Annotated in this window: 19 protein-coding genes; 10 read left to right on the top strand and 9 right to left on the bottom strand. The window is 36.6% G+C overall.

The window, feature by feature from the left end; genetic code table 11:
* The first annotated feature begins 286 nt into the window (after positions 1-286).
* Entirely contained in the window at positions 287-1,504 is a 1,218-nt protein-coding gene (locus ME5_RS01630; protein ID WP_008037835.1) for an argininosuccinate synthase, read from the top strand.
* Positions 1,505-1,898: 394 nt separating this feature from the next.
* On the opposite strand, the gene polA is transcribed toward ME5_RS01630, so the two are convergent.
* Together polA and dnaQ are read right to left on the bottom strand one after the other, a co-directional pair.
* The gene (gene polA, locus ME5_RS01625; RefSeq protein ID WP_008037833.1) at positions 1,899-4,835 is read right to left on the bottom strand and encodes a DNA polymerase I; all 2,937 of its coding nucleotides are present in this window, start codon (positions 4,833-4,835) and stop codon (positions 1,899-1,901) included.
* 670 nt (positions 4,836-5,505) lie between these two features.
* Positions 5,506-6,210 carry a DNA polymerase III subunit epsilon gene (gene dnaQ / locus ME5_RS01615; RefSeq protein ID WP_008037831.1) on the bottom strand — a complete coding sequence of 235 codons (705 nt, stop codon included), beginning with the start codon at positions 6,208-6,210 and terminating at the stop codon, positions 5,506-5,508.
* A gap of 253 nt (positions 6,211-6,463) precedes the next feature.
* Here dnaQ and ME5_RS01610 point away from each other — a divergent pair, with 253 nt between their 5' ends.
* Complete coding sequence (locus tag ME5_RS01610) at positions 6,464-9,451, top strand: autotransporter outer membrane beta-barrel domain-containing protein (RefSeq protein WP_008037827.1); 2,988 nt, start codon at positions 6,464-6,466, stop codon at positions 9,449-9,451.
* A 175-nt stretch (positions 9,452-9,626) separates the two neighbouring features.
* Here ME5_RS01610 and coaE read toward each other — a convergent pair whose 3' ends face one another.
* From coaE to ME5_RS01595, 3 genes are read right to left on the bottom strand one after another with little or no spacing between them, the layout of a single operon-like run.
* A complete protein-coding gene (gene coaE / locus ME5_RS01605) occupies positions 9,627-10,226 on the bottom strand; it encodes a dephospho-CoA kinase (RefSeq protein WP_008037826.1) in 600 nt (199 codons plus the stop codon).
* Positions 10,227-10,229: 3 nt separating this feature from the next.
* Complete coding sequence (locus tag ME5_RS10950; protein WP_008037825.1) at positions 10,230-11,213, bottom strand: shikimate dehydrogenase; 984 nt, start codon at positions 11,211-11,213, stop codon at positions 10,230-10,232.
* Positions 11,206-11,802, bottom strand: a complete 597-nt coding sequence (locus ME5_RS01595; RefSeq protein ID WP_008037823.1) for a Maf family nucleotide pyrophosphatase — start codon at positions 11,800-11,802, stop codon at positions 11,206-11,208. Before ME5_RS01595 ends, ME5_RS10950 begins: the two co-directional genes overlap by 8 nt.
* 1,079 nt (positions 11,803-12,881) lie before the next feature.
* Here ME5_RS01595 and hemE point away from each other — a divergent pair.
* From hemE to ME5_RS01550, 8 genes are all read left to right on the top strand, one after another.
* Positions 12,882-13,907, top strand: coding sequence for a uroporphyrinogen decarboxylase (hemE, locus tag ME5_RS01585; RefSeq protein ID WP_008037817.1), 1,026 nt, complete (start codon positions 12,882-12,884; stop codon positions 13,905-13,907).
* A complete protein-coding gene (gene hemJ / locus ME5_RS01580) occupies positions 13,904-14,449 on the top strand; it encodes a protoporphyrinogen oxidase HemJ (protein ID WP_008037814.1) in 546 nt (181 codons plus the stop codon). The genes hemE and hemJ overlap by 4 nt, the downstream gene beginning before the upstream one ends.
* 168 nt (positions 14,450-14,617) lie before the next feature.
* The gene (rho, locus tag ME5_RS01575) at positions 14,618-15,883 is read left to right on the top strand and encodes a transcription termination factor Rho (RefSeq protein WP_035000351.1); all 1,266 of its coding nucleotides are present in this window, start codon (positions 14,618-14,620) and stop codon (positions 15,881-15,883) included.
* Positions 15,884-16,126: 243 nt separating this feature from the next.
* Positions 16,127-17,434, top strand: coding sequence for a tRNA uridine-5-carboxymethylaminomethyl(34) synthesis GTPase MnmE (mnmE, locus tag ME5_RS01570; protein WP_008037810.1), 1,308 nt, complete (start codon positions 16,127-16,129; stop codon positions 17,432-17,434).
* A gap of 273 nt (positions 17,435-17,707) precedes the next feature.
* On the top strand, positions 17,708-19,576 hold the full coding sequence (mnmG, locus tag ME5_RS01565) for a tRNA uridine-5-carboxymethylaminomethyl(34) synthesis enzyme MnmG (protein ID WP_008037808.1): 1,869 nt from the start codon (positions 17,708-17,710) through the stop codon (positions 19,574-19,576).
* Positions 19,576-20,223 carry a 16S rRNA (guanine(527)-N(7))-methyltransferase RsmG gene (gene rsmG / locus ME5_RS01560; protein WP_008037807.1) on the top strand — a complete coding sequence of 216 codons (648 nt, stop codon included), beginning with the start codon at positions 19,576-19,578 and terminating at the stop codon, positions 20,221-20,223. Before mnmG ends, rsmG begins: the two co-directional genes overlap by 1 nt.
* A gap of 5 nt (positions 20,224-20,228) precedes the next feature.
* Positions 20,229-21,023, top strand: coding sequence for a ParA family protein (locus ME5_RS01555; RefSeq protein WP_008037806.1), 795 nt, complete (start codon positions 20,229-20,231; stop codon positions 21,021-21,023).
* A gap of 33 nt (positions 21,024-21,056) precedes the next feature.
* Positions 21,057-21,938 carry a ParB/RepB/Spo0J family partition protein gene (locus ME5_RS01550; RefSeq protein ID WP_008037805.1) on the top strand — a complete coding sequence of 294 codons (882 nt, stop codon included), beginning with the start codon at positions 21,057-21,059 and terminating at the stop codon, positions 21,936-21,938.
* 861 nt (positions 21,939-22,799) lie between these two features.
* Here the strand turns inward: ME5_RS01550 and ME5_RS01545 are convergent.
* From ME5_RS01545 to ftsY, 4 genes are all read right to left on the bottom strand, one after another.
* Positions 22,800-23,255: a hypothetical protein gene (locus tag ME5_RS01545; RefSeq protein ID WP_245256472.1), complete on the bottom strand. Its 456-nt coding sequence runs from the start codon at positions 23,253-23,255 to the stop codon at positions 22,800-22,802.
* 65 nt (positions 23,256-23,320) lie between these two features.
* The gene (gene gloB, locus ME5_RS01540) at positions 23,321-24,082 is read right to left on the bottom strand and encodes a hydroxyacylglutathione hydrolase (protein ID WP_008037803.1); all 762 of its coding nucleotides are present in this window, start codon (positions 24,080-24,082) and stop codon (positions 23,321-23,323) included.
* Between the two features lie 30 nt (positions 24,083-24,112).
* Positions 24,113-24,784: a septation protein A gene (locus ME5_RS01535; protein ID WP_008037802.1), complete on the bottom strand. Its 672-nt coding sequence runs from the start codon at positions 24,782-24,784 to the stop codon at positions 24,113-24,115.
* A partial coding sequence (gene ftsY / locus ME5_RS01530; protein WP_008037801.1) for a signal recognition particle-docking protein FtsY occupies positions 24,781-25,949 on the bottom strand: 1,169 nt, incomplete at its 5' end. The genes ftsY and ME5_RS01535, both read right to left, overlap by 4 nt.

Raw genomic sequence — 25,949 nt, 5'->3', positions numbered from 1 at the left:
TACACGATATTTTCAATCTTTTTATATAAACGTTTCCTTGTTTTTCATAAAAATACATCAATAATCTATCAGCTTTCTCTTAAGCATTGTTCATATTGAATGGTTGATAAGGGATTTAATCCGTTTCTTCGTTCACTTTTTATGTTTTTGATTTTATCTGATCAATCATATTCAACATTGTTGATCACCACTTTCAGCTGATTTTATTTTGTTCACTTGCATGATCGTCATCAACTGATAAAACAGAAGAAGAAAACCAACCAGCATCACAATATTGGATAAAAGAATGGAAAAATGGAAAGACGTTAAAAAGGTCGTACTGGCTTATTCAGGTGGGCTTGATACTTCAATTATCTTAAAATGGTTACAAACCGAAATAGGCGCTGAAGTCGTGACATTTACAGCTGATTTAGGACAAGGAGAAGAGCTTGAACCTGCCCGTAAAAAAGCTGAACTTATGGGCATCAAAGAAATTTATATTGAAGATCTACGTGAAGAATTTGTACGTGATTATGTTTTTCCAATGTTTCGTGCCAATGCTATTTATGAAGGGGTGTATTTGCTTGGCACTTCTATTGCGCGCCCCCTTATATCCAAACGATTAATTGAAATTGCACGAGAAACAGGAGCGGATGCCATTGCGCATGGTGCTACTGGTAAAGGTAATGATCAAGTTCGCTTTGAACTTTCTGCTTATGCACTTAATCCAGACATTAAAATTATTGCGCCTTGGCGCGATTGGCAATTTAAAAGCCGCACAGATCTTCTGAATTTTGCGCAAGCCCATCAAATTCCTGTATCGAAAGACAAACAGGGCGAAGCACCTTTTTCTGTAGATGCCAATCTTTTGCACTCATCATCAGAAGGGAAAATTTTAGAAGATCCTTCCATTCCAGCCGCGGAATATGTGCATATGCGCACAGTTTCGCCTGAAGCTGCACCAGATAAAGCAACAATCATAACGATCGGCTTTAAAAAAGGCGATCCTATATCCATTAATGGACAAGCCTTATCGCCTGCAAAACTCCTTAAAACATTAAATGATTTAGGCCGAGATAACGGTATTGGTCGATTGGATTTGGTAGAAAATCGCTTTGTGGGTATGAAATCTCGCGGTATTTATGAAACGCCCGGGGGGACAATTTTGCTTCAAGCACATCGTGCAATTGAATCGATCACACTTGATCGCGGGGCGGCACATCTAAAAGATGAATTGATGCCACGCTATGCTGAATTGATTTATTATGGATTTTGGTTTTCACCAGAACGTAAAATGCTGCAAGCCGCCATTGATTTAAGTCAAGAACATGTTGAAGGGGAAGTAACCCTAAAACTTTACAAGGGCAATGTCATTGTGGAAGGTCGTCAAAGTGATAAATCACTTTATTCTGATGCATTGGTCACATTTGAAGATGATAAAGGCGCTTATGATCAAAAAGATGCAGCAGGTTTTATCAAACTCAATGCTTTAAGATTACGCACATTAGCAGCTCGTGACAAATGATTTTCGGCTCAAGAATGAACTTAATAGTGCATTTATAAAATCTTATACTATATTGTGATAAATTAATGTTAAGCTCTTTATTTTCACATTGAGCTTAACATGGCACTTTCGCCTTTATAAAAGGCTTAAAAAATCTGTTTTTAAATGAAAAAAACACGCGATAAAATGCTTCTATAGCAATATTTTTTAAAAAAATCTATATTAGAATATAAAATTTTACAGTAAGATAAAAAGAATTGAGACATTATACTTATTGAATATTAAACGAGTATATTCATCGCTTGACCTTCAAAACAGTTTTAAACTACACTTTCTTCAACGTATATTTTTCACTTTTTTTCATAACGTATCAAGATCTTCAGTACATATAGGCGTTGGTCAAACAGAAACACGCCTAATGCGCTTCGTCCCAGTTTTTTGCGGCACGTGCATCTACTTTTAACGGCACAGATAAAGAGAGTGCAGGCATTGTAGCATTTTCCATCACATCTTTAACCAATTGTATTGTTTTATCGATCTCATCATTAGCGACTTCAAAAATTAATTCATCATGCACTTGTAATAGCATCTTTGCTGATAAATCAGCTATTTTTAACGCATCTTCCATATGGATCATTGCACGACGAATAATATCAGCTGCCGATCCTTGGATAGGTGCATTGATTGCTGCTCTTTCATTAAAGGCACGAATTTGAGGATTGGAAGCATTGATTTCAGGATAATGCGCCCGTCTGCCAAATATAGTTTCAACATAACCATGTTCACGTGCAAAAGTCTTGGTGGCTTCCATATAATCTTTAATGCCGGGAAAACGTTCAAAATAAGTGCGAATATAACTTCCCGCCTCTTCACGAGAAATACCAAGCTGATTCGCAAGACCAAAAGCGGAAATACCGTAAATAATACCAAAATTAATCGCTTTTGCTCGCCGTCTGATTTCTGAAGGCATACCTTCAATAGGCACACCAAACATTTCAGATGCTGTCATGGCATGAATATCCAATCCTTCATCAAAAGCTTTCTTTAAAGCTTTAATATCGGCAATATGCGCCAAAACGCGCAATTCAATCTGACTATAATCAGCGGATAATAAAGAATAATGAGGAGCAGCGACAAAGGCTGCACGAATTTTTCGTCCCTCTTTTGTCCGTATAGGAATATTTTGTAAATTTGGTTCAGATGACGATAAACGCCCCGTTGAAGTTGCAGCCATTGAATAATTTGTATGAACACGACCTGTCGACTTTAAAATATAATTGGGAAGAGCATCAGTATAAGTCGATTTTAATTTCGTAAGTTGACGCCACTGAACTATTTTTCTGGCCAATTCATGCCCCGCATTCGCCAAATCTTCTAAAACTTGTGCCGATGTCGACCACTGCCCTGTCTTTGTTTTTGAACCACCGGGCAAACCCATTTTTCCAAATAAGATATCACCCAATTGTTTTGGTGATCCAATATTAAATTTTTCACCAGCAAGTGTGTAAATTTCATCTTCCTCAGCAGCTGCAGATTGTGCCAACTCACCTGAAAGTTGCGAAAGCACTTGACGATCAACCAAAATACCTCTTTGTTCCATACGAGCCAATACTTCCACAAGTGGACGTTCAAGCCGTTCATAAACGCGTGAAAGACCTTTTGCTACAAGCTGAGGTTTCAAAACCTGCCATAAACGTAGAGTCACATCAGCATCTTCGGCTGCATAATGAGTTGCTTTTTCAAGATCAACTTCTGCAAAACTAATCGCCGTTTTTCCGCTACCTGTGAGCTCTTTATAAGTGATTGGCTTATGGCCAAGCCAACGCTGCGATAAAGCATCCATACCATGAGTTAAGGTGCCCGCATCTAATACATAAGATAAAAGCATCGTATCATCAAAAGAACGAATTTCGATGCCATATTGCTTCATTACCAGCCAGTCATATTTCATATTTTGCGCAATTTTTAAAATCGCTGTATTTTCAAGGAGTGGCTTAATAAATTTTAAGGCTTTTTCAACTGTGATTTGAGCCTCTAAACGCCCGTTACCTAAAAGGTCATTTTTCCCCTTCACATGATTTAAAGGAATATAAGCGGCTTTTCCTGGGCGTAAGGCTAAAGAAAATCCCACCAATTCTGCCTGCATTGGATCCAAAGATGTTGTTTCTGTATCAAAGGCTACATAGCCTTGCTCACAGGCTTCATCAATCCAATTTTGAAGACTTATTTCATCACTTATTGTCACATAGTCAGATCGCTCAAAACTTTTTCTTAGCGCTTCATTTTTACGTTTATTCGCGAAGTCTTGTGGTGTACCATCACCATCATCTTTATTTTTAGTCTCGTTGTTTTCAGTATTTGGCGCCTTATCTAAATGAGAACTATTTTTATCAAGATCAGGACCATGAGCATCATTTCCCCATTCAACTTCAATATCTGCAGCGTCTATAGCACCTGCATCACAATCAGTTGCTTGAGCCACACGGCGTGTTAAAGTCGTAAACTCCAAAGCTTTTAAAAAACCAATCAAGCGTGGACCATCCTGTGGCTCTAAATATAAATCGTCAAGCCCCATATCTAACGGCACATCTGTTTTTAAAGTCACTAATTGGCGCGAAATTTTGGTTTGTTCCGCATAAGCTATAATATTTTCACGCCGTTTTTGTTGTTTAATTTGATCTGCTTTTGAAAGTAATGTGTCAAGGCTACAAAACTCATTCAATAATTGTGCCGCAGTTTTGGGACCAATTCCAGGAATACCTGGTACATTATCTGTTGAATCACCTGTTAAAGATTGAAGATCAATCATTTTTTCTGGTGGTACGCCCCATTTTTCAATAACATCATCAATACCGATTTGACGGTCTTTCATGCCGTCATACATATCCACCCGCTCATTGACCAACTGCATTAAATCTTTATCTGATGAAATAATCGTCGTTTTAGCTCCTTTTTTTGAGGCTAGACTGGCATAAGTGGCAATGATATCATCTGCTTCAAAGCCTTGTTTTTCAATACAAGGTACATTAAATGCGCGCGTTGCCTGACGGATAAGCCCAAATTGAGGGATAAGATCCTCTGGTGGTACTGATCGGTTAGCTTTATAATCTGGATAAATTTCTTTTCGAAAGGTATGTGAGGAATAATCAAAAATAACAGCAAAATGTGTCGGGACCACACCAACAGCTGTATTGCGCGCATCGCATAAAACTTTCCATAACATATTACAAAAGCCCGCGACAGCACCAACAGGTAAGCCGTCTTTTTTTCGCGTTAATGGGGGAAGAGCGTGATAAGCACGAAAAATATACCCCGAACCATCGACGAGAAAAAGGTGATCATCTTTTTGCATTTTTTATTCCATTAAATTCATGCTCGTCTGTCTTTTATGGCAGTCTTATGAATATTTTCAAGTGTGGATAGTGTTGTGGTTGGTGAAAACATCACTTGAAGGGTGGCAAACAAATTCCCTTACGATGTATTCAAGCTTTTATGACAATGATGAATAAAAATAATCTGACACAAATATTAAATATGTATCTTTTTTATCTATAAACTAAATAGATGTAAAACTCTTCAATGTTTTGAAAAGAACAAACATGAAGATAAATTTAAATTTTTAAAAATTTCCCCTTTTGATTTTCACGCATATGTTACAAAATCTTAATCTATTCGCCCTTGAAAAGCCATGTTTGAATTCTTTTATATACCCTATCGACGCTGCGTCGATTATCTGGAAATAAGGCATCGTCCCCTTGCCATTACCAGATGCAACAGCCTCCATCCCCCTCTCAAGGCTGTTGCGCAGTAGCAGTGATAAGGTCGCTGTGGTTCCCCTCTCCACAGCGGCCTAATTTTTTAAGATCTACTTCTTTGCTTAATGTTTTTAAACGAGCTATTGATGACACTTTATATAAATATAACCATATTTGATAATAATATCGATAAAGGCTGTTTCTTGGTGACATCGTTTCATGAATAGAATTATCAGCAAAGCTTTCAATCATTTAACAAACTTTATTTTACGACGACTGAAAACGGTGCCAGAGCGCATTATCGCCAATTTTTTTTAAAAGCGCGGCATGTTGATCAAGATCATGTTGCGTCAAACGACTGGCTAATGGTGATGGCCGCACCTTCACATGTTTCAAATGATGAGCCGTATTTTCATTGTGATTAAGCCGTTTATTTATGCCTTCAAAGCCTAAAGCTCCCTGTTTACCACCAATAAGCTCAATATAAACATCTGCCAATATTTCTGAATCAAGCAAGGCGCCATGGAGTGTACGATGAGAATTATCAATGCCAAACCGTTTGCATAATGCGTCCAAAGAATTAGGACCCATCGGATATTTTCTACGCGCCATCGCCAAAGTATCAAGGATACGATCAACACTGATAAGGGGTTTTTTAACTCTTTCAAGTTCTGCATTTAAAAAGCCTAAGTCAAAACTCGCATTATGGGCAATCAGCGTTGCTCCTTCAATAAAGTCCAAAAAATCATCAGCAATCTCATCAAATATAGGTTCATCTTTTAGTCTTTCATTAGTCAAACCATGAACCGCAACCACTTCATCGGGTATAAGAACACCTTGAGGGTTTAAATAAACGTGAAATGTCTTACCAGTAAGATAACGATCCACCATTTCTACACAGCCAATTTCAACGATACGATCACTCTCTTTATGAAGACCTGTCGTTTCCGTATCAAAAATAATTTCTCGCATGATGAACTGCTTTCATTATAAAACTTGCTGTAAAACAACACTGTATCACTTTAATTGTTTTATCAAAACTTATGTGATTTTAAATCTTCGCGCATCGTTTAAATATAAAAATTTATCTTCATACCCAGAAATTTAAAATGTTAAGTTCATGCGGTGAATATAAGCCGTTAAAAACCCGTTTATGCGAGACCTGTGCATTGTCATAAAAGTTTCATAAAATTTTCACATGCGTGTAAAATACAAGGCTCATCAGATGAAGATGGGGATTTGTATCATTGGGGATAATATTATGGTTCAATCAAAGAAATCGATCATTTTAACACTATCATTTTCAACAGCGCTTTCGTCATTTTTTAATCCGTTACACGCTTATTCGCAAACGGTACCGAATATTGAAGCCGCGGAACTTTTAAGTGGGTTCAGCCAACTTAATAATACCGAGCAAGGTCGACAAGTTTTAAGAGAAAATTTAGAATTTTCTATTGCGACAAATAATAATGCAACCGCCGAGCAAAGACAGCAAGCTATTTATGATAATACAATTGCTTATCTTCTTGGCTCATTTACAAATGGAATGCTTGGCGCTGATGCTTTAGGGCCACAACTCTCTCAAGCCTATCTTGCTCAAAATACAATCTCACGTGACTATAAAATAACAACTTTTTCAGAGACTTTTGGTAATTTAATGAACCAAGCCGCCACACTTACAGGTAGCGATTCAGCATTTGCAAAAAACTTCTATGCTAATGGCAGTATTAATGGTGACCCAAATGACACAGCTGAAGGGATCACATTACCTGCTGATGGCGCTTATAATATCTATGACATTGCTTATAATCCTAATCCTGAAAATGCCAATACGGTTGGCAATAGTCGCCCCGTTCAAGTTGCCCCTGACAGGATTCAAAGCTTTTCTGGCACTGACTATTTTGGTCAAAATATAACTACAGGAAAGGATATATTACCAGGTGTTACGTCCAATGCATCGTTTCCAAGTGGGCATTCATCGGGTGGCTTTACTACGACTATGCTGATGGCTATGATGGTCCCTGAACGTTATCAAGAGTTTTTAACACGCGGTGGTGAATACGGCAATAGCCGAATTGTACTAGGCGTTCATTACGCCCTTGATGTTATTGGCGCTCGCATTCATACAACCTATGCTTTAGCGCAAATGCTTAATAATAACCCTGATTACCTTAATCAACCTATCTCTAGTTTCACAGGGCAAAGCTCAACAACAACATCCGATTTTCAAGCACTTTTTCTTGCAGCACAATCAGATTTACGCAACATGTTAAATGCATCTTGTTATGGTGATCTTACCATTTGCACCAGTGCCAAATCTCCAGATGATCGCTTCAACGATCATAGAGAAAATAAGAAAAATTATAATTATTGGCTCACTTATGGCATGTCTGCTGTTGGTGCGACCAATCTTGATCCTGTCGTACCAGAAGGGGCAGAGATATTAATTGCCACACGCTTTCCTTATTTAAACAAAGAACAATTGCGTGAGGTTCTTGCCACAACTGAACAACAATCAGGTCTGCCATTAGATGATGGCAGTGGTTGGGCACGATTAAATTTGTTTAATGCAGCTGACGGTTATGGCGCTTTTAAAGGCCATGTTATCTTAACAATGGATGCCGATAAAGGAGGATTTAACGCTTATGATACTTGGTATAATGATATTGGCGACTATAAAAGTCCTCAAACTGGGATCGTTTCTCAAGGTTTTTTAACAAAACAAGGGACAGGAACACTTGAATTAGCCGGTTTTAGCCATTGGACAGGTGATACAACCATTGATAATGGATCTCTTATTTTTACTGGTGGTGGTGATCTTAAATCATCTTTGAACAATCATGCAACACTTGCACTGACCTCACCACTTAATCCTTATCCTGGTCATCAATTAAGCGTTGGATCTTATCGAGGTTCTATAGGAAGCACGATTATTTTAGCGACAGAACTGCATGATGATCATTCAAAAAGCGATCTATTGCATATTAAAGGCGGCGCATATGGTCAAAGTGCTATACAAATTGTCAGCGCAGGTGGCTATGGTGCACCAACAAAAGAAGGCATAAAACTCATTGAAATTGATGGTCCTTCCGATGCTGAATTTATCCTTGCCAATAGTAATTATGTAACAAAAAGCGGTCATAAATCACTTATTCAAGGACTTTACGGTTACTCGCTTTATCAAAATGGTGTATCCACGCCTCATGATGGTAACTGGTATTTACGCTCACATTATCAACCAGCCGTTCCTATTTATGAAGCCTATGGGCAAACCTTATTAGAGCTTAATCAGACAGGCACAATGCGCGAACGCGTTGGCGCACGTTATTGGGATAATGCCGTATTGATGACTGAAGATAGCCAACAAAACAGCGAAACGAACGCTTTTTGGAGCAAAATCACAGGCGGATATGGAGAATATAAAGCAGACATTAGTACAAGTGATGCAAATTTTCGCACAACACTTTATAAAATGGAAGCAGGTCTTGATGGTCGCTTCATAGAAAATGACCACGGACAATTGGTTGGTGGTATCATTGTCTCCTATATAAATGGCGCGTCACGTATTCGTTCTCAAGCAGGTGATGGTAAGATTGATACCGACGGTTATAGCATAGGTGCAAGCTTAACATGGTATGGTGATAATGGTTTTTATAGTGACAATCTTATCCGTGGAACTTGGTATAATTCTGATCTCAATTCTTCGCAACTAGGCGGACTAATAACCTCAAATGACGGAACAGGTCTAGCACTTTCAAGCGAGTTAGGACGACGCATGAGCTTATCCAATGGATGGATTATGACACCTCAAGCACAATTAAGTTGGTCGTCAATCGATTTTGATGATTTTCATGATCATTATAATATTGATGTCGTTCTGGATAGAGCGGAAAGTTTACGTGGTCGCGTTGGTTTAAGCTTCGAAAAAGAAACCATAAAAAAAGCTGAAAATGGCACAAGTAACACAACTGGTATTTATGCAATTGCTAATCTTTTCCATGAATTTCAAGATGGCGTCCGTGTGCATTTGAATGAAAAAAGTTTTAAAAACCAACAAGATCGTCTTTGGGGAGGTATAGGTAGCGGTATTTCTCATAAATGGCATGATGGGAAATATACACTTTATGGCGAAGGTTCTATAAAGAGCAGCTTAGAAAATATCGGCGACAGCTATGCTTTGAAAGCATCTGCAGGTTTTAAAATGCATTGGTGACAATCAATCATATCTGTTTTATTTTTGTTAAGACTATATGTATGCTATCAATAAATATAAAACGCCATTTAAAAAGTCATCTGGCGTTTTATACATCCGTTTATTCATAATAATAAAAAAATCATAAAACATGATTTTTACCAAAGAATTTATCAAATACACTATCAGATAATAATTATAATATTGATGATGTATTTTTTAAATCTTGAATAAGAGCCAAAACCTGCAATTGTGCACATTCAAATCCATTACTCGTATCAATAACATAATCTGCACGGGCGCGTTTGTCTTCATCACTCATTTGATTGGCAAGGATCATATAAAATTTTTTTTCATCCATACCCTGCCGTGTTAAAACTCTTTCTCGCTGAACATCAAACGGAGCCGATACGACAAGGATTTTATCAACGCGCTCTTCAGCCTTTGTTTCAAACAATAAGGGAATATCTAATACAATGAGTGGCTCATGATTATTTTTTGCCATTGTTATAAAATCACGTTCTTTCTTACGCACCAAAGGATGTATAATCCGTTCTAAAATTTTAAAATTTTGTTGATCCGACAAAAGGATTTGGGACAGTTTTTTTCGATCAACTTCATCATTAGTAACTGTACCCGGAAATGCCGCTTCTACAAGACGCGTTGCTGGCTCACTTTTATAAAGCTCATGCACAGTCGCATCAGCACTATAAACAGGAATGCCAGCCGATTTAAAAAAATTCGCTGTTGTTGTTTTTCCCATTCCTATGGAACCTGTAAGCCCCAAAATAATCATATGTCACCTTATATTGCGCAAAATTTTCATACGCAAATCATCATCAACTTTTGGCTTTATACCAAACCAATGCTCAAAACCTGGAACAGCTTGATGCAAAAGCATGCCAAGACCATCAACCGTTTTCAATCCATATGCTTGCGCTTGGCATAAAAAAGGTGTTTGCAAAGGCGTGTAAACAATATCTGTGACCAAAAGTGACGATTTTGCGCTATCAAAATCAATCAAATTTAAAGCTTCAAAATTATCATAATGCAGATTTTTTGATGTTTGCTCAGAATGAAATGACATGTCATCGTGATCAAATGTTGTAGAATTCAAAGAATTCTTTGATTGCTTATTTTTTGTTATATCAAAACTATTAATAGGCGATGTCGTCATGCCTAAGGGTGTTGTATTCACGATTAAATCTGCTTCAGGCAAAAATTCTTGTCTTTTTTGCCATTCATAAGCGTGAAGAGGTGCACCAAAATGGTCTACCAATTCTTGCGCCCGAGAAAATGTCCTATTATAAAGATAAATACGTTCAAAACCACGTTTTTTAAGGGCATAAATGACAGCGCGTGATGCCCCTCCTGCTCCAAGCACAATGGCAACATCACCAGCCCATCCTGGCGCATAATCATCTAAATTTTTAGAAAAACCATAAGCATCTGTATTGCCCGCACATAATATTTCATTTTCATACCACAAAGTATTTGCCGCACCTATCATAATGGATACATCATCTTTTTTTTCAGCAATTTGAAATGCGACGTGTTTATGAGGAAGAGTTACATTTCCACCACAAAATTGATGTTTTTTAAGGTTTTTTAAAAATTTGGGAAAATATTGTGGCGTTATTTCAAGACTTTCATAAGACCCCTCACATTGATAACGTTCTAACCATGTTTGGTGAATATGAGGCGAGCGTGAATGTCCTATGGGATATCCGACAACAAAAGCTTTAGGTCCTTTTAACTTTATCACCGTTTCACAATTATCCATCAATAACACCCATAGCACGCAATTTTTTAAGCAATTGCAATAAAGGCAATCCAATTATAGTAAAACTATCGCCTTCAATTTTATCAAATAACTGGATGCCCTCTCCCTCAATTTGATAAGCTCCCACAGATGATAAAACATCTTGTCCAACACGAGATAAATAGCGACCAATATAATCAGGAGCTAAAATGCGCATGGTCATTGTCGCGGTGGAAACATCAGACCACAAATGTGTACCATTTTTAAAAAGACTGATAGCGCTGTGTAAATAATGTATTTTCCCAGATAAAGTTAATAATCGTTGACGCGCGTCTTCCATAGTTGCCGCTTTATGCAATAATTGCCCATTAAAATCGAGGGTTTGATCACAACCAATAATAAGAGCTGATGGAAAGCGCTTTGAAACGTCACATGCCTTGGCTTGGCTTAAATTTATAGCTATTGTTTCAGGAGAACGCTCATCAAAAGTCGCTTCAACTTTACGTTCATCAATTTGCGCACCTTCAATAGCAAAATTTACACCTGCATTTTTTAAAAGCTCCGCACGAAATGGGCTTAAGGAAGCAAGAATAAGCGAATCTGCGGACATTTTATCCTCTTAAATTAATTCAATTTTATTTTGTTAATAGCCTTTATAATCAATATTACAGTGATTGTTAAATTCGATTGTTAAACAATTCAAGAATACAGATTATTGTTTCTTCTAAAAGAATAGCGCATAATATTGTTGAGCAATCATTTTTAGCCGCACAATATATTTTTAATCTATGTAATTTTGAGCGGTTACTGTTTGATTTGTAAAAGTTTTTATCATCAATCAGCCAGCTATTATGATGACATTGACGCGATTGAAAAATTTGACCTTTTGAAGCAATAAAATCAATGATGAAATCCATCACTATGTTCAATATATTATGTATTAAAATTATAGCATACATATGAATGTCGATTTTAAAATGAATTTGAACACCTTTACATAAACACTAAGACTGTTATGTCACTAAGACTGTTATGTAATGAGCGTTTTTTATAATAGGTCGAATCAAGCGCATATACTCTATCGTCATCACCAATCATATAAAATATTAATAGATTATCTCTCTACACATACCAACTGGTTCAGATATCGACTCATTAAACCAATGTGTTTCCTTTACGAAAAAAGATAGTGCGCTATAACATCATATATTCTTAAAGTAAGTGTTTTTTAGTCGTTCAGAAATTACACGCAAATGAAAGCCATAATTCATTTTTATCACAGGATTCACAGCTCCTTGTTGATAAGTGTGCAAAGCCACATCCTTTTATTCACAACTGTGCATAACTGACAAATATGTGTCCACTTTATACACACTATCCCCTCATGTGGATAAATATCAGAAACAAAATTTAATACGTGGGAAAAAAGATAAAATTTGAAATTTTATGCACAATTTATTTACAATCCCTTTTTTAGATAAATCTTTTTAAATACAATAAAATTTTAATGTTTCCTCATTATTTTTTATCTTAAATGAAAACAAAAATAAACTCTGCATATGACTTTCTTATTTGTGGATAATTGATAGTTAAAAAAGAATTAACAATAAACACAGACTCAAATAAAAAAAATCTTAATTTAAAAAATTTCTTTATTGAAAAGATCTGTTGGAAAAGCGACGATGCATCATGACAAAAAAAATGTTAAATGTTTTGAAAAATCAAACTATGACACCACCACCCATATGGATGATGCGTCAAGCTGGTCGTTATTTACCTGAATATCGTGAAATTCGAAAAAAAGCAGGAAGTTTTCTTGATCTTTGCAATAATCCTGATTTTGCTTATGAAATAACCATGCAACCTATCAGACGTTTTGATTTTGATGCTGCTATTTTATTTTCTGATATTCTTGTTATTCCTAAAGCTCTTGGAAGAAATCTTCATTTTGAAGAAGGACGCGGTCCTATTCTTGATCCACTAAATGTTCGTGATATTACGACTTTGCAATTGCATCATACTCAAGAAAATCTAGGTGCAAGTTTTGAAACTTTAAAACTTCTTAAAAAAAATCTTGATGAAAAAACAACTTTGATTGGATTTTGCGGCGCACCATGGACAGTAGCCACTTATATGATTGCAGGACATGGAACGCCTGATCAAGCCCCTGCAAGACTTTTTGGCTTTTATCATCATGATGCTATGAAAGAACTCTTGAATATTTTAGCAGAAGTCTCAGCACTTTATCTTATAAATCAGATTAAAGCAGGCGCAGATTGTGTTCAAATTTTTGATTCTTGGTCAGGAGTCTTAGATGAGTTTACTTTTCATATGTATTGTATTGAACCCGTTAAGCGCATGGTTCATCTCATTCGAAAAAGTTATCCAGATATACCGATCATTGGATTTCCAAAAGGCGCAGGGTTGTTTTACCAAGATTATGCTCAAAAAACGGGCGTAAATGCACTTGGACTTGATTGGACGATACCTCTTTTTTTTGCAAACAAACTTCAAACTACAACATCGGTTCAGGGTAATCTTGATCCTTTACGCCTTGTTGCAGGTGGTAAAGCGCTTGAAGAAGGTGTAGAAAAAATTTTAAAGACACTGGGTAAGGGTCCGTTGATTTTTAATCTTGGACACGGCATTACACCGCAAACACCAATTGAACATGTTGAAAAAATGATTGCACAGGTAAGGAATTTTAAGCCATGACTTATCAAAAAAAACGCGTTTCAAAGATGAAAATCTGGATTAGAACGCTTTTATCCGTTGTAATTGTCGCAATTATAGTTGGATTATTGTTTCACGTGAATCTTGATGACTACCCAAATGCGTATTCTTGGTTGAAAGCTCTTCACGTGATTGCAATTATTTGTTGGATGGCAGGTATGCTTTATTTACCTCGGCTTTTTGTTTATCACTGTGGTGTTCAAATTGGATCTGTTCAATCTGAAACGTTTAAAATTATGGAAAGGCGTTTATTACGTGCAATAATTAATCCTGCTATGATTGCTGCATGGATTACAGGACTTTGGTTGGCTTGGAAAATTTTTCAGTTTCAAGGTGGTTGGCTTCATTTAAAACTTTTAATAGTTGTTCTTCTTTCTGTATTTCATGGGGTATTAGCGCGCGGTACACGTCATTTTAATGAAGATAGAAATGTTTTTTCACAAAAAACATGGAGAATTATGAATGAAATTCCTACAGTTCTAATGATTATTGCCGTTATTGCTGTTATTGTTAAACCCTTATAAAAAAGTAAATGTAATATTCTTGATTTTTACAAATAAAACTGATAGTGATCTTTTCACCTACCATATATGTTTTTCAGACAAAAAATAATAAGCGTTTACGTTAAATATTTGTTTAACTGAATAAACATCCTTCCTTTAAACAAAATATACGGTTTTTATATGCAAGATATGCAAAAAATGAAGCTCCAAGAGTTAAAAAGCAAAACACCTGTTGAACTCGTTGCTTTTGCAGAAACATTGGAAGTTGAAAATGCTTCTTTAATGCGCAAACAAGAATTAATGTTTGCTATTTTAAAAAGACTGGCACTACAAGATGTGGAAATTATTGGGGAAGGGGTCGTTGAAGTTTTGCTTGATGGCTTTGGTTTTTTACGCTCAGCTGATGCAAATTACCTTCCTGGACCAGATGATATATATTTATCGCCATCACAAATTCGTCGGTTTTCACTAAAAACAGGTGATACTGTTGAAGGACCTATTCGAGGACCAAAAGAAGGCGAACGCTATTTTGCATTGTTAAAAATTAACAGTATTAATTTTGAAGATCCTGAAAAAATCCGACATAAAATTCATTTTGATAATCTTACACCTCTTTATCCAAATGAACGGTTGGCAATGGAATTGGAAGATCCTACTGGAAAGGATATGTCAGGACGCGTAATTGATCTTGTTTCACCATTAGGAAAAGGTCAACGTGGTCTTATTGTTGCACCTCCTCGTACAGGTAAAACTGTGCTTTTACAAAATATTGCTCATTCTATTACTGTTAATCATCCTGAATGTTATTTAATTGTTCTTTTAATTGATGAACGTCCGGAAGAAGTCACTGATATGCAACGCTCAGTGCAAGGTGAAGTTATCTCTTCAACTTTTGATGAACCTGCTATTCGACATGTTCAAGTTGCAGAAATGGTTATTGAAAAAGCTAAACGTCTGGTTGAACATGGACGTGATGTTGTTATTTTACTTGATTCAATTACACGGCTAGGACGTGCTTATAATACTGTCGTACCATCATCTGGTAAGGTTTTAACAGGGGGTGTTGATGCGAATGCCCTACAACGTCCAAAACGTTTTTTCGGTGCAGCGCGTAATATTGAAGAAGGAGGTTCTTTAACAATTATTGCGACAGCTTTAATTGATACCGGAAGCCGTATGGATGAAGTTATTTTTGAAGAATTTAAAGGTACAGGCAATTCAGAAATTGTTCTTGACCGTAAAGTTGCTGATAAACGTATTTTTCCAGCAATGGATATATTAAAATCGGGAACACGAAAAGAAGATTTGTTAATAGAACGCCAAGATTTACAAAAAATCTTTGTTTTGCGTCGTATTCTTTCCCCAATGGGAACAACAGATGCAATTGAGTTTTTAATTGATAAATTAAAACAAACAAAAAATAACAATGAATTTTTTGATTCAATGAATACGTAATCATTTTAATCAAACTATAATTTTGATCTTGAAAGTAATACTAAAATCTTCAAGATCAAATTTTTTTGTTATTAAAGTTAATACATAAAAACATATTAATATTTACGGAAGTAAATTATTAAAAATAGATATATTTTTTAAATTTGCACCAAATTGCTTTTCATAAACTTATTTATAGAATGAAGAGTGTTATAATGAGTATTTTTATTTTCAATTGTCTGTATTGAAATGAGGATAAAGACAATGGATACAATTTTTGCTGTTTCAAGTGGATTGTTACCATCAGGTGTCGCCGTTATTCGCATTTCTGGTGAACGGGTAAGAGAAATTATACAAACACTTTATGGTAAAATACCTGAACCTCGTATAATGTCTTATGGATCGCTGATAGCAAAAGACGGTACTTTTTTAGACACGGCTTTAACTGTTTTTTTTCAAGAACCTAAGAGTTTTACAGGTGAAGATTGTGTTGAATTTCATATTCATGGTGGCAAAGCTGTTGCTGCGCGCTTATTAGAGGAATTATCACAATTTGATAATTGTAGGATTGCTGAACCAGGCGAATTTTCTAGACGTGCTTTCTTTAATGGCAAACTTGACCTTACACAAGCTGAAGGACTTGCGGATTTAATAGAAGCAGAAACAGAAAGCCAAAGACGTTTGGCGCTTATGGGAACAAGTGGAAAACTTGCTACTCTTTATCGTGAGTGGCGTGATAAACTGATAAAAGCACGCGCATTGATTGAAGCTGAATTTGATTTTGCTGATGAAGGCGATATTCCCGGTTCAGTTTCTGATCAAGTTTGGGAGCAACTACCTTTTTTACGTAATGATATTCAAAAACACCTTGATCAAGAAGAACGTGCAAATTTAATGCGTGATGGTCTAAAAGTCGTTATTGCTGGCGCACCAAATGCTGGAAAATCAAGTTTAATCAATAAGTTAACGGGTCGCGATTTAGCTATTGTTACAGATATAGCAGGTACAACGCGTGATGCATTAGAAACACGGCTTATATTGGGAGGTTTACCCATTCTTCTCAGTGATACAGCGGGCTTGCATGAAACAGATAATCCTATTGAAAAATTGGGTATTGATACAGCTTATGATCGCATAAAAGAAGCTGATTTGATTTTACTTGTTGAAGATATGAATCAGCCTCATTATATAGATCTTCCGCAAACAAAAGCTGTTATTTGGCGAATTGGAAATAAACAAGATGTCATAAAAGGTGATAATCAACGTTGGCCAATTCAAATATCAGCTATTGATGGTGAAGGTGTTGATCATCTCCTTAGATCTATCAGTGATTTTTGTTCAAATATAATGGCAAAAATTGGTGATGCACTTCCTGCACGTAAACGTCAAAGTGATTTGTTATTTCAAACACTAAAAGAAATAGATAATGCGCTATTAAATCCTGATCTTGATTTAACTTTACGGGCTGAGCATCTTCGATTGGCATCCGATGCGTTAGGACGCATCACAGGTGATATTGATGTAGAAGATATTTTAGATGTTATATTTTCTGAATTCTGCATTGGCAAATAAAGATTCACGTGAAACAATATATAACAGTGTGTCTATAATTCTTTAAAACTGACATCCTAATTTCTAACTCCATAATAAAGAATTCGTTGAAGTATGAGAAATAAATGATAATTCTTTTTTTTTTGGATTCACGTGAAACAATAGATGTGATAAATAAACGGATCACTTCTCAATAAATGGATGAGAACACAAACGTTTCATAATAAGATAGAGTCTTGGCGTTATTTTTGTTTCACGTGAAATGTTTGATTCGTCTCTATTTGGATTGTATAAATGAAAAAATATGATGTCATAGTTGTTGGTGGAGGGCATGCAGGCTGCGAGGCGGCAGGTGCTGCTGCACGAGCAGGTGCAAAAACTGTATTAATTACGCATAAAATTGCAACAATTGGTGCTATGTCTTGTAATCCAGCAATTGGGGGTTTGGGTAAAGGTCATTTAGTACGTGAAATCGATGCACTTGATGGTTATATGGGGCGCGCTGCAGATGAAGCTGGTATTCAGTTTCGTCTATTAAATCGTCGAAAAGGTCCTGCTGTACGTGGTCCTCGCACTCAAGCGGATAGGTATCTTTATAAAAAAGCCATGCAAAACCTTTTGGCAGAAACAAAAAATCTTACTCTCATTGAAGATGAAGTTGTTGATCTTGTTTTTGATCAACGTCAATTAAAAGGTGTTATTCTAAAAAATAAAGGAAGTTTTCAAACTTCTTCTGTTGTTCTTACAACGGGTACATTTTTAAGAGGATTGATTCATCTCGGTGATAAAAATTGGCCAGCTGGACGCATAGGAGAAGAACCAAGCACACTGTTGGCAGAACGACTTAGGTCTTTAAACTTGACATTAGGTCGATTGAAAACAGGAACACCTGCACGGTTAAGTAAAAAATCCATTGATTGGTCATCTTTACCAAAACAAGGTGCCGATGATGTTCTTACACCATTTTCCTTTTTAACAACGCATTTGCCTCAACCTCAAATCGAATGTGCTATTACCCGTACCAATGATAAAACGCATGAAATTATTAGAAATAATCTTCATCGATCTGCGATGTATTCAGGTGCAATTGAAGGGATTGGTCCGCGATATTGTCCATCCATTGAAGATAAAATTGTCAAATTTGGGGATCGTGATGGTCATCAGATATTTCTTGAACCGGAAGGTTTGGAAGATGACACTATTTATCCAAATGGTATTTCAACGTCACTTCCTGAAGATGCACAAATTGCCCTTTTAAAAACGATTGAAGGTTTAGAAAATGTTCATGTTTTACAACCTGGTTATGCAATTGAATACGACTTTATAGATCCCCGACAACTTAATGCTTCCTTAGAATTACGCGCTTTGCCAGGGCTATTTTTGGCTGGGCAAATTAATGGAACAACAGGTTATGAAGAAGCTGCCGCACAAGGTTTGCTTGCTGGAGTGAATGCTGCTCGAAAAGCAGCTCAAAATGAGATGGTAACATTAAGTCGTTCACAAGCTTATATTGGTGTTATGATTGATGATTTAATCAATCGAGGTGTTAGTGAACCTTATCGTATGTTTACTTCCCGTGCTGAATTTCGCTTATCATTGCGTGCAGATAATGCTGATGAACGATTAACGTCCTTAGGTAAAGAATGGGGAATTGTTCAATCAGAGCGTTTTCACGTTTATGAAGAAAAACGTGAAAAGCTCAATCAAGCGCGTTTATTATGTCAATCACTGACTTTAACGCCAAATCAAGCTCAATCTTATGGTTTTCAAATTAAAAATGATGGAATTCGCAGAAGTGCTTATGATTTTCTTGCCTATTCTGATATTTCTATAGCTCGATTGGAACGCGTTTGGCCAGAGCTTAATCAAATTGAAAATACGACAAGAGAAGTTTTAGAAATTGAAGCGCAATATGCTGTTTATATTGAACGCCAAACAATGGATATTATCGCTTTGCAGCGTGATGAACACATGAAAATTCCAGCACATTTAAACCTTGATCTCATTTCAGGTTTATCGAATGAATTGAAGTTTAAATTGAAACAGCGTGAGCCACAAACAATTGCGGAGGCGCAAAAAATAGATGGTATGACACCTGCTGCTTTATCATTAATTATTACGCATATTCAACGTTTATATCGTAATGATAGAAAGACAGCGTAATGAATAAAAATGCTGTAGAAAAAATTGCAGCTTTAAAGCAAATCATTCCTTCCGTTTCACGTGAAACAGAAGAAAGTTTTTTGTTTTATGAAGCAGAACTTACCAAATGGCAAAAACATATTAATTTGATAGCCAATACAACAATTCCTAATATTTGGAATCGTCACATTTTAGATAGTGCACAAATTTTTAATTTGGCTTCTCATGCTATGACATGGTGTGATATTGGTTCTGGTGGTGGTTTTCCTGGTCTGGTTACAGCCATTTTGTTGAAAGGACAAAAAAAAGGCAGTTTGCATCTTATTGAAAGCAATCATAAAAAAGCAGCCTTTTTACAGCATATGATTGCCCAGTTGGATTTGCCAGCTCACGTTCATAATGCGCGTATAGAAGATAGTACGAAAAAAATTGAAGCTCCTGAGGTTATCACTGCGCGCGCTTTAGCGCCTCTTAACGCACTGTTATCTTTGTGTCGTATATGGACAGAAAAAGGGAGCAACGTGCTTTTTCCAAAAGGTCGTGAATATCAAAAAGAAATTGATCAAGCAAAAAAGCATTGGGAATTTGAACTTGAAATTTTTAAAAGTAAAATTGATGTGCAATCTGTTATTTTGAAAATGACAAATATACGGGCATATAAAGGGTGATAAATATGAGCGACACAAGAATTATCGCTATCGCCAATCAAAAAGGGGGGGTGGGTAAAACCACAACCGCCATAAATCTTGCTACGGCTTTAGCAGCGATTGGTGAGATTGTTTTGGTTATGGATATTGATCCACAGGGCAATGCCAGCACAGGATTGGGCATAGATCGTCACAATCGCGCATTGTCATCTTATGATGTGTTAATATCAGGTGCATCTGTTGCACAAGCTGCACTTGAGACAGAAGTTCCAAATCTTTATGTTGTACCATCAACTCTTGATCTTTTAGGAGTTGAAATGGAAATTGCTCCAGAAAAAGATCGTATAACACGTTTGCAAACGGCTCTTCGTCGGGATCAGCGTGTCAGACAAAAATTTACTTATATTTTGATTGATTGTCCGCCATCTCTTAATCTTTTAACGTTAAATGCTATGGGAGCTGCAGACTCTGTTCTCGTGCCACTACAATGCGAATTCTTAGCCTTAGAGGGCTTAAGCCAATTGCTTGAAACTGTTCAACAAGTGCGCAATTCGCTTAATCCTGCATTGCAAATACAAGGTATTGTTCTGACAATGTATGATGGGCGTAATAATTTATCCAATCAGGTGGTTGATGATGTCCGTTCTTATATGGGAGATAAAGTTTATCGTACGATGATACCGCGTAATGTGCGTATTTCTGAAGCACCTTCATTTGGTAAACCTGCTTTGTTGTATGACTTAAAATGTGCTGGCAGTCAGGCTTATTTACAATTGGCTTCAGAAGTGATCCAGCGTGAACGAAAATTGCGTGCAGCATAAATATAAACCATTGAAAAATAAAGAGATTTAAAAATGCGAGATGATCAATCAAAAAAAAGACTTGGACGTGGTTTGGCAGCTTTAATTGGCGATGTTGATATTGATGTTCACAAAAGCAATACACCTAATGAGGCACTGACAAATTTAGAACGTCATGTTCCGATTGAGTTTATATCACGTAATCCGCGCAATCCTCGACGTTATTTCACTGAAAATGAACTTGATGATCTGGCGCAATCTATTCGGGAGCATGGTGTTGTGCAACCTGTTGTTGTTCGCCCATCACCAGATCATCCAAATTATTTTGAATTGATCGCTGGTGAAAGACGTTGGCGTGCAGCGCAAAGAGCAAATTTAAATGAGTTACCCGTTATCGTTCGCGATGTGGATGACCGTACGGCTTTGGAATTAGCAATAATTGAAAATGTGCAACGTGCTGATTTGAATCCAATTGAAGAGGGTATGGGGTATCAATTATTAATTGATGATCATGACTATACACAGGCTGATCTTGCACAGGTTATCGGCAAAAGCCGTAGTCATGTTGCGAATACATTGCGTTTATTGAAACTTCCACAAAAAGTACAACAGTTTTTAAATGAGGGTCAAATTTCAGCAGGTCATGCTCGCTGTCTTATTACAGTTGAAGATCCACAAGCACTGGCGGAGCTTATCATTCGTGATGGTCTTTCAGTCCGACAGACTGAGGCTTTGGCTCATGGTCAAACTCAAATAAAAACCAAACGACGGACACCTTTGGAAAAAGATGCTGATACAAAATCTTTAGAAAAACTTCTTGCTGATGTTATTGGGATGAAAGTGGCGATTAAACATGGCAAAAAAGGCGGAGATGTTAAAATCCATTATTCTTCGTTGGAACAGCTTGATGATATTTGTCGCCGTTTGCAAAATTAAACTATTGCTTTAAGTATCAAGATTTATTCATTAAGATTGCGGCGTTCAGATTTCAGATAAGAAAATGTATATCTATCGATCATAATGCGTAGCGATGCGTTGTTAATCTTTTAGCTTGGCAAACAAGTTCTTAATTTTGTGGCGATGTCGGTAGGTTTGTTTGTCGAAGTACATTTGAGGAGTTATTCATTTTTGAAGAGGAAAAAAGGCCTTAATCTTCTTTTTGTGTTATTTCTTATAAAATCAATTTCCATCATAATATTTTTAAGCAATGAATTGCTGCGCATCTGGCAGAAGCGTTAACACAAGAGATGCATCCTAGTAATTGCTCAACTGTCCTACGGACAATGATAGGTAGAGAAGTTTACTGGTTTCATTATAGATCGTATGCAGCTTTGACTTTAAGCCACCTTTGGTACAATCGAAAAAAAAGGAAAATATCCTTTTTAAAGGGCTTATTGACGTGCAAAGTGCCTAAATGTTGTATGGCGTTAAAATGATAATACAGTAAAGCTTTATATGATGAGAGCAGCAATATGCGGTCAAATCCACCGAATCTTCTTCAGCTTCTGCAGCGCTTACAGAGCAATTTATGTGGACCTTAGGCAACAGACGCATCTTGCGACATTCAACCATATTGAATGAAAAAGACAATGGTGCTGACATTACGGCGGCTATCAACATGAAAATTCAAAGAGACGGAGGGAAAAAGATGATATGCCTGTCATCCGCTTCTCACTTAATAAAACCAAATGATTCATTAATCTTATTATCATAAAAGTAAACAATCACAAATTAAATAAAATCAAGAAATTAATAGGTTTATCAATGATATTTCTTTGAAAGTTGTTTGCGTCAATTTCAAGAAATATTTTCTAGTAATTGACGAATACGATCAGTATTTTTCTTACCAAACTCTAGATTTTGGGGTGACACAGTTGTTGTTTCATCAAAAATAGCATCTTTGTCTTCTGCGGAAGAGGCGGCAGCAAGAGCCGCTTGCAAAGCCATATATCCAACGATATAATCGTTGGGTGAAAGCCCATTATTTTTTAATATTGTGCTTATTTTTTCATTTTTTTCAATTGCAGAAATTAAACCGTTAATACTCACATCATTGCCTGTTTCTTGTACAGTCAAATAGACAGATTGATTGGTCATTTCACGCTGTACAATTTCCATTTTAGTAAGAAAAGCTTCGTTTAAAGGGTAATTTGCGATCATTGCTGGATTATGAATGGGGGCTAAATAAAATTCTTCTTTTTTTGAATGTGTTTCATCGTTTTGAGCAAAAGAATTGACTGAAAAGAAAATCATAAAAACGCATAAAAAAGAGCAAATAAAGTTTGAAAAAAAGAATTGTTTTTGTGTATGAAAAAACATTAAAATTTGTCCTTACGCTTTCTTATTTCTGCAAATAATTCTGCATCATCAGCATTTTCCATGGCTAAATTTTGGCGAATATCAACATCATCATAACGTAAAAAAGGATTGGTTGCTTTTTCTAAAGCCAGTGTGGTTGGTAATGTTGCTTCTCCCACAGCAATAAGTCGTTCAACGGCAGCCTTTCGGTTGATAAGCTCTTGATTGTTCGGGTCAATTGTTAAAGCAAAATGTGCATTTTCTAATGTATATTCATGACCACAATAAATTTTTGTGTCATCGGGAAGATTTTTAAGTTTATTGAGGGATTGAAACATCATTGAAGGATTACCTTCAAAAATACGGCCACATCCTAAAGAAAAAAGTGTGTCCCCTGTAAATACAACTTTAGCAAAGGGAAAATAATAAGAAACTCCACCAAGCGTATGCCCTGGTGTTGCGATAATTTTTATCTCTTGTGCGCCAAAATCTAAAGGTTCACCTTCATCAATACCAATATCAATACCTTGTATTTTTTGTTCTTCTGCTTTTGGCCCTATGACTTTTGCATCATAAATTTCTTTAAGTTTGTGAATGCCTTCAACATGGTCATTATGATGATGTGTGACAAAAATAAAATCAAGAGTCCAGTTATGGCGTTGAAGTTGATCTTGAATAACTGCAGCATCAGGCGCGTCAATGGCAGCGGTTAAACCACTTGCTTTATCGTGTATAAGTATACCAAAATTATCATGACGGCATATAAATTGAATAATTTCCATGGATTTAATCCGTTGTTTTCAATGAATGCTTTAATCCGAATTATTTTTTTTGCTATTTAAAGGTTGTGTTGCATGTTTCATAATCATTGGCATTTGAGCAACCATAAAAATGAAAGTAATGGGCATCGTACCAAATACTTTGAAACTTGTCCAAAAATCGTCACTAAAATTGCGCCAGACCACTTCATTTAAAAGGGCTAGAAAAATAAAAAACCATGCCCACCGATAGGTTAATTTTTTCCAACCTTCATCATCAAGATGAAAAGCTGAATCAAGAACATAACCCAAAAGTGCTTTTTTAAAAAAGAGCCCACCGAATAAAATCAAACCAAACAAGCTATTGATAATTGTTGGCTTCATCTTGATAAAAGTATCATTATGAAGCCAAAGTGTTAGACATCCAAAAATGAGAACAAATATTCCTGATATAAGAGGCATAATCGGAATTTTGCGCGCAATAATCCATGACGCAATAAGAGCAATAATAATTGCAAGCATAAAGATAGCTGTAGCTGGAAAAATGGGTTTATCAAAATTTTCAAAAAGGGGTATATTTTCGATCAGCCATTCACCTTTATAATTGGCAAAGAAAAATACCATCAAAGGCCCCATTTCCAAAATGAGCTTTAATGTTGGTGACATTTGCATGTCTTTAACTGCTTTGGTGTTTTGTGGATCAGGTTCAAAAATAGATTTGTTCATTCGTGTTTTCCTGCAATAGCTTCAGCAAAATCATTGGCTGCAAAAGGTTCAAGATCATCAATTCCTTCACCAATACCGATAAAATACACGGGCAATTTATATTTGGCGGCAATGGCAATTAAAATACCCCCACGAGCGGTGCCATCAAGTTTTGTCATAACTAAACCATTAACACCAGCAATATTACGAAAGATTTCCACTTGGTTAATCGCATTTTGTCCTGTTGTTGCATCCAATGTTTGTAAGACGGTATGCGGGGCATCACTATCATGCTTACCAAGAACGCGAACAATTTTTGCTAATTCTTCCATCAATTCGGTTTTATTTTGCAAGCGCCCTGCCGTGTCAATAATTAAAACGTCACTGCCAGCTTCGCGGGCTTTTTCATAAGCATCATAAGCAAGACCAGCTGCGTCTGATCCCAATTTGTTTGATATAACAGGAGAGTTTGTGCGCTCGCCCCAAATGTGAAGCTGTTCAATTGCTGCAGCACGAAATGTATCGCCTGCTGCCAGCATAACTTTTAATCCCCCAGCGGTTAATTTTGCCGCAAGTTTCCCAATTGTCGTGGTTTTTCCGGTACCATTAACGCCGACCACTAAGATAACGTGTGGTTTATGACTGAGATCAAGTTCAAGAGATTGCGCAACAGGTTCCAATACTTTTTTAATTTCGTTGCTCATAATTGTGCGCACGTCGTCGGTAGAAATATCTTTTCCATATTTGCCAGATGCAAGACTATCTGTGATCCGCATGGCCGTTTCAAGTCCAAGGTCTGCTTGAATAAGAACATCTTCCAAATCTTGTAATGTTTCTTCGTCAAGCTTGCGCTTGGTAAAAATAGATGAGATTGAATCCCCTAATTGACGTGAAGAGCGTGATAATCCCGTTTTAAGGCGCTCAAACCAAGACATTTTTTTAGGTTCATGATTCTCTACATCTCTATCATTATGAGGTGTTTTGGTCGTTATTTTGTCACTGATAAAAACTTTATTCGTATTTGTTTCAGTTTTTTCTGATACATAAGATGATGCACGATCAGTCTTCTGCTTTTTTTGATCATTTATTAAATTTAGATCTTGCTTTAGTTTCTTATCTGTGTGTTTTGGCTCTGGCTCTGGCTCTGGCTCTGGCTCTGGCTCTGGCTCTGGCTCTGGCTCTGGCT

Origin of the sequence: Bartonella tamiae Th239, assembly GCF_000278275.1 — a bacterium.
In the GTDB taxonomy this organism is placed as follows: Bacteria; Pseudomonadota; Alphaproteobacteria; order Rhizobiales; family Rhizobiaceae; genus Bartonella; species Bartonella tamiae.
This window is presented reverse-complemented; position numbering and strand designations above follow the sequence as displayed.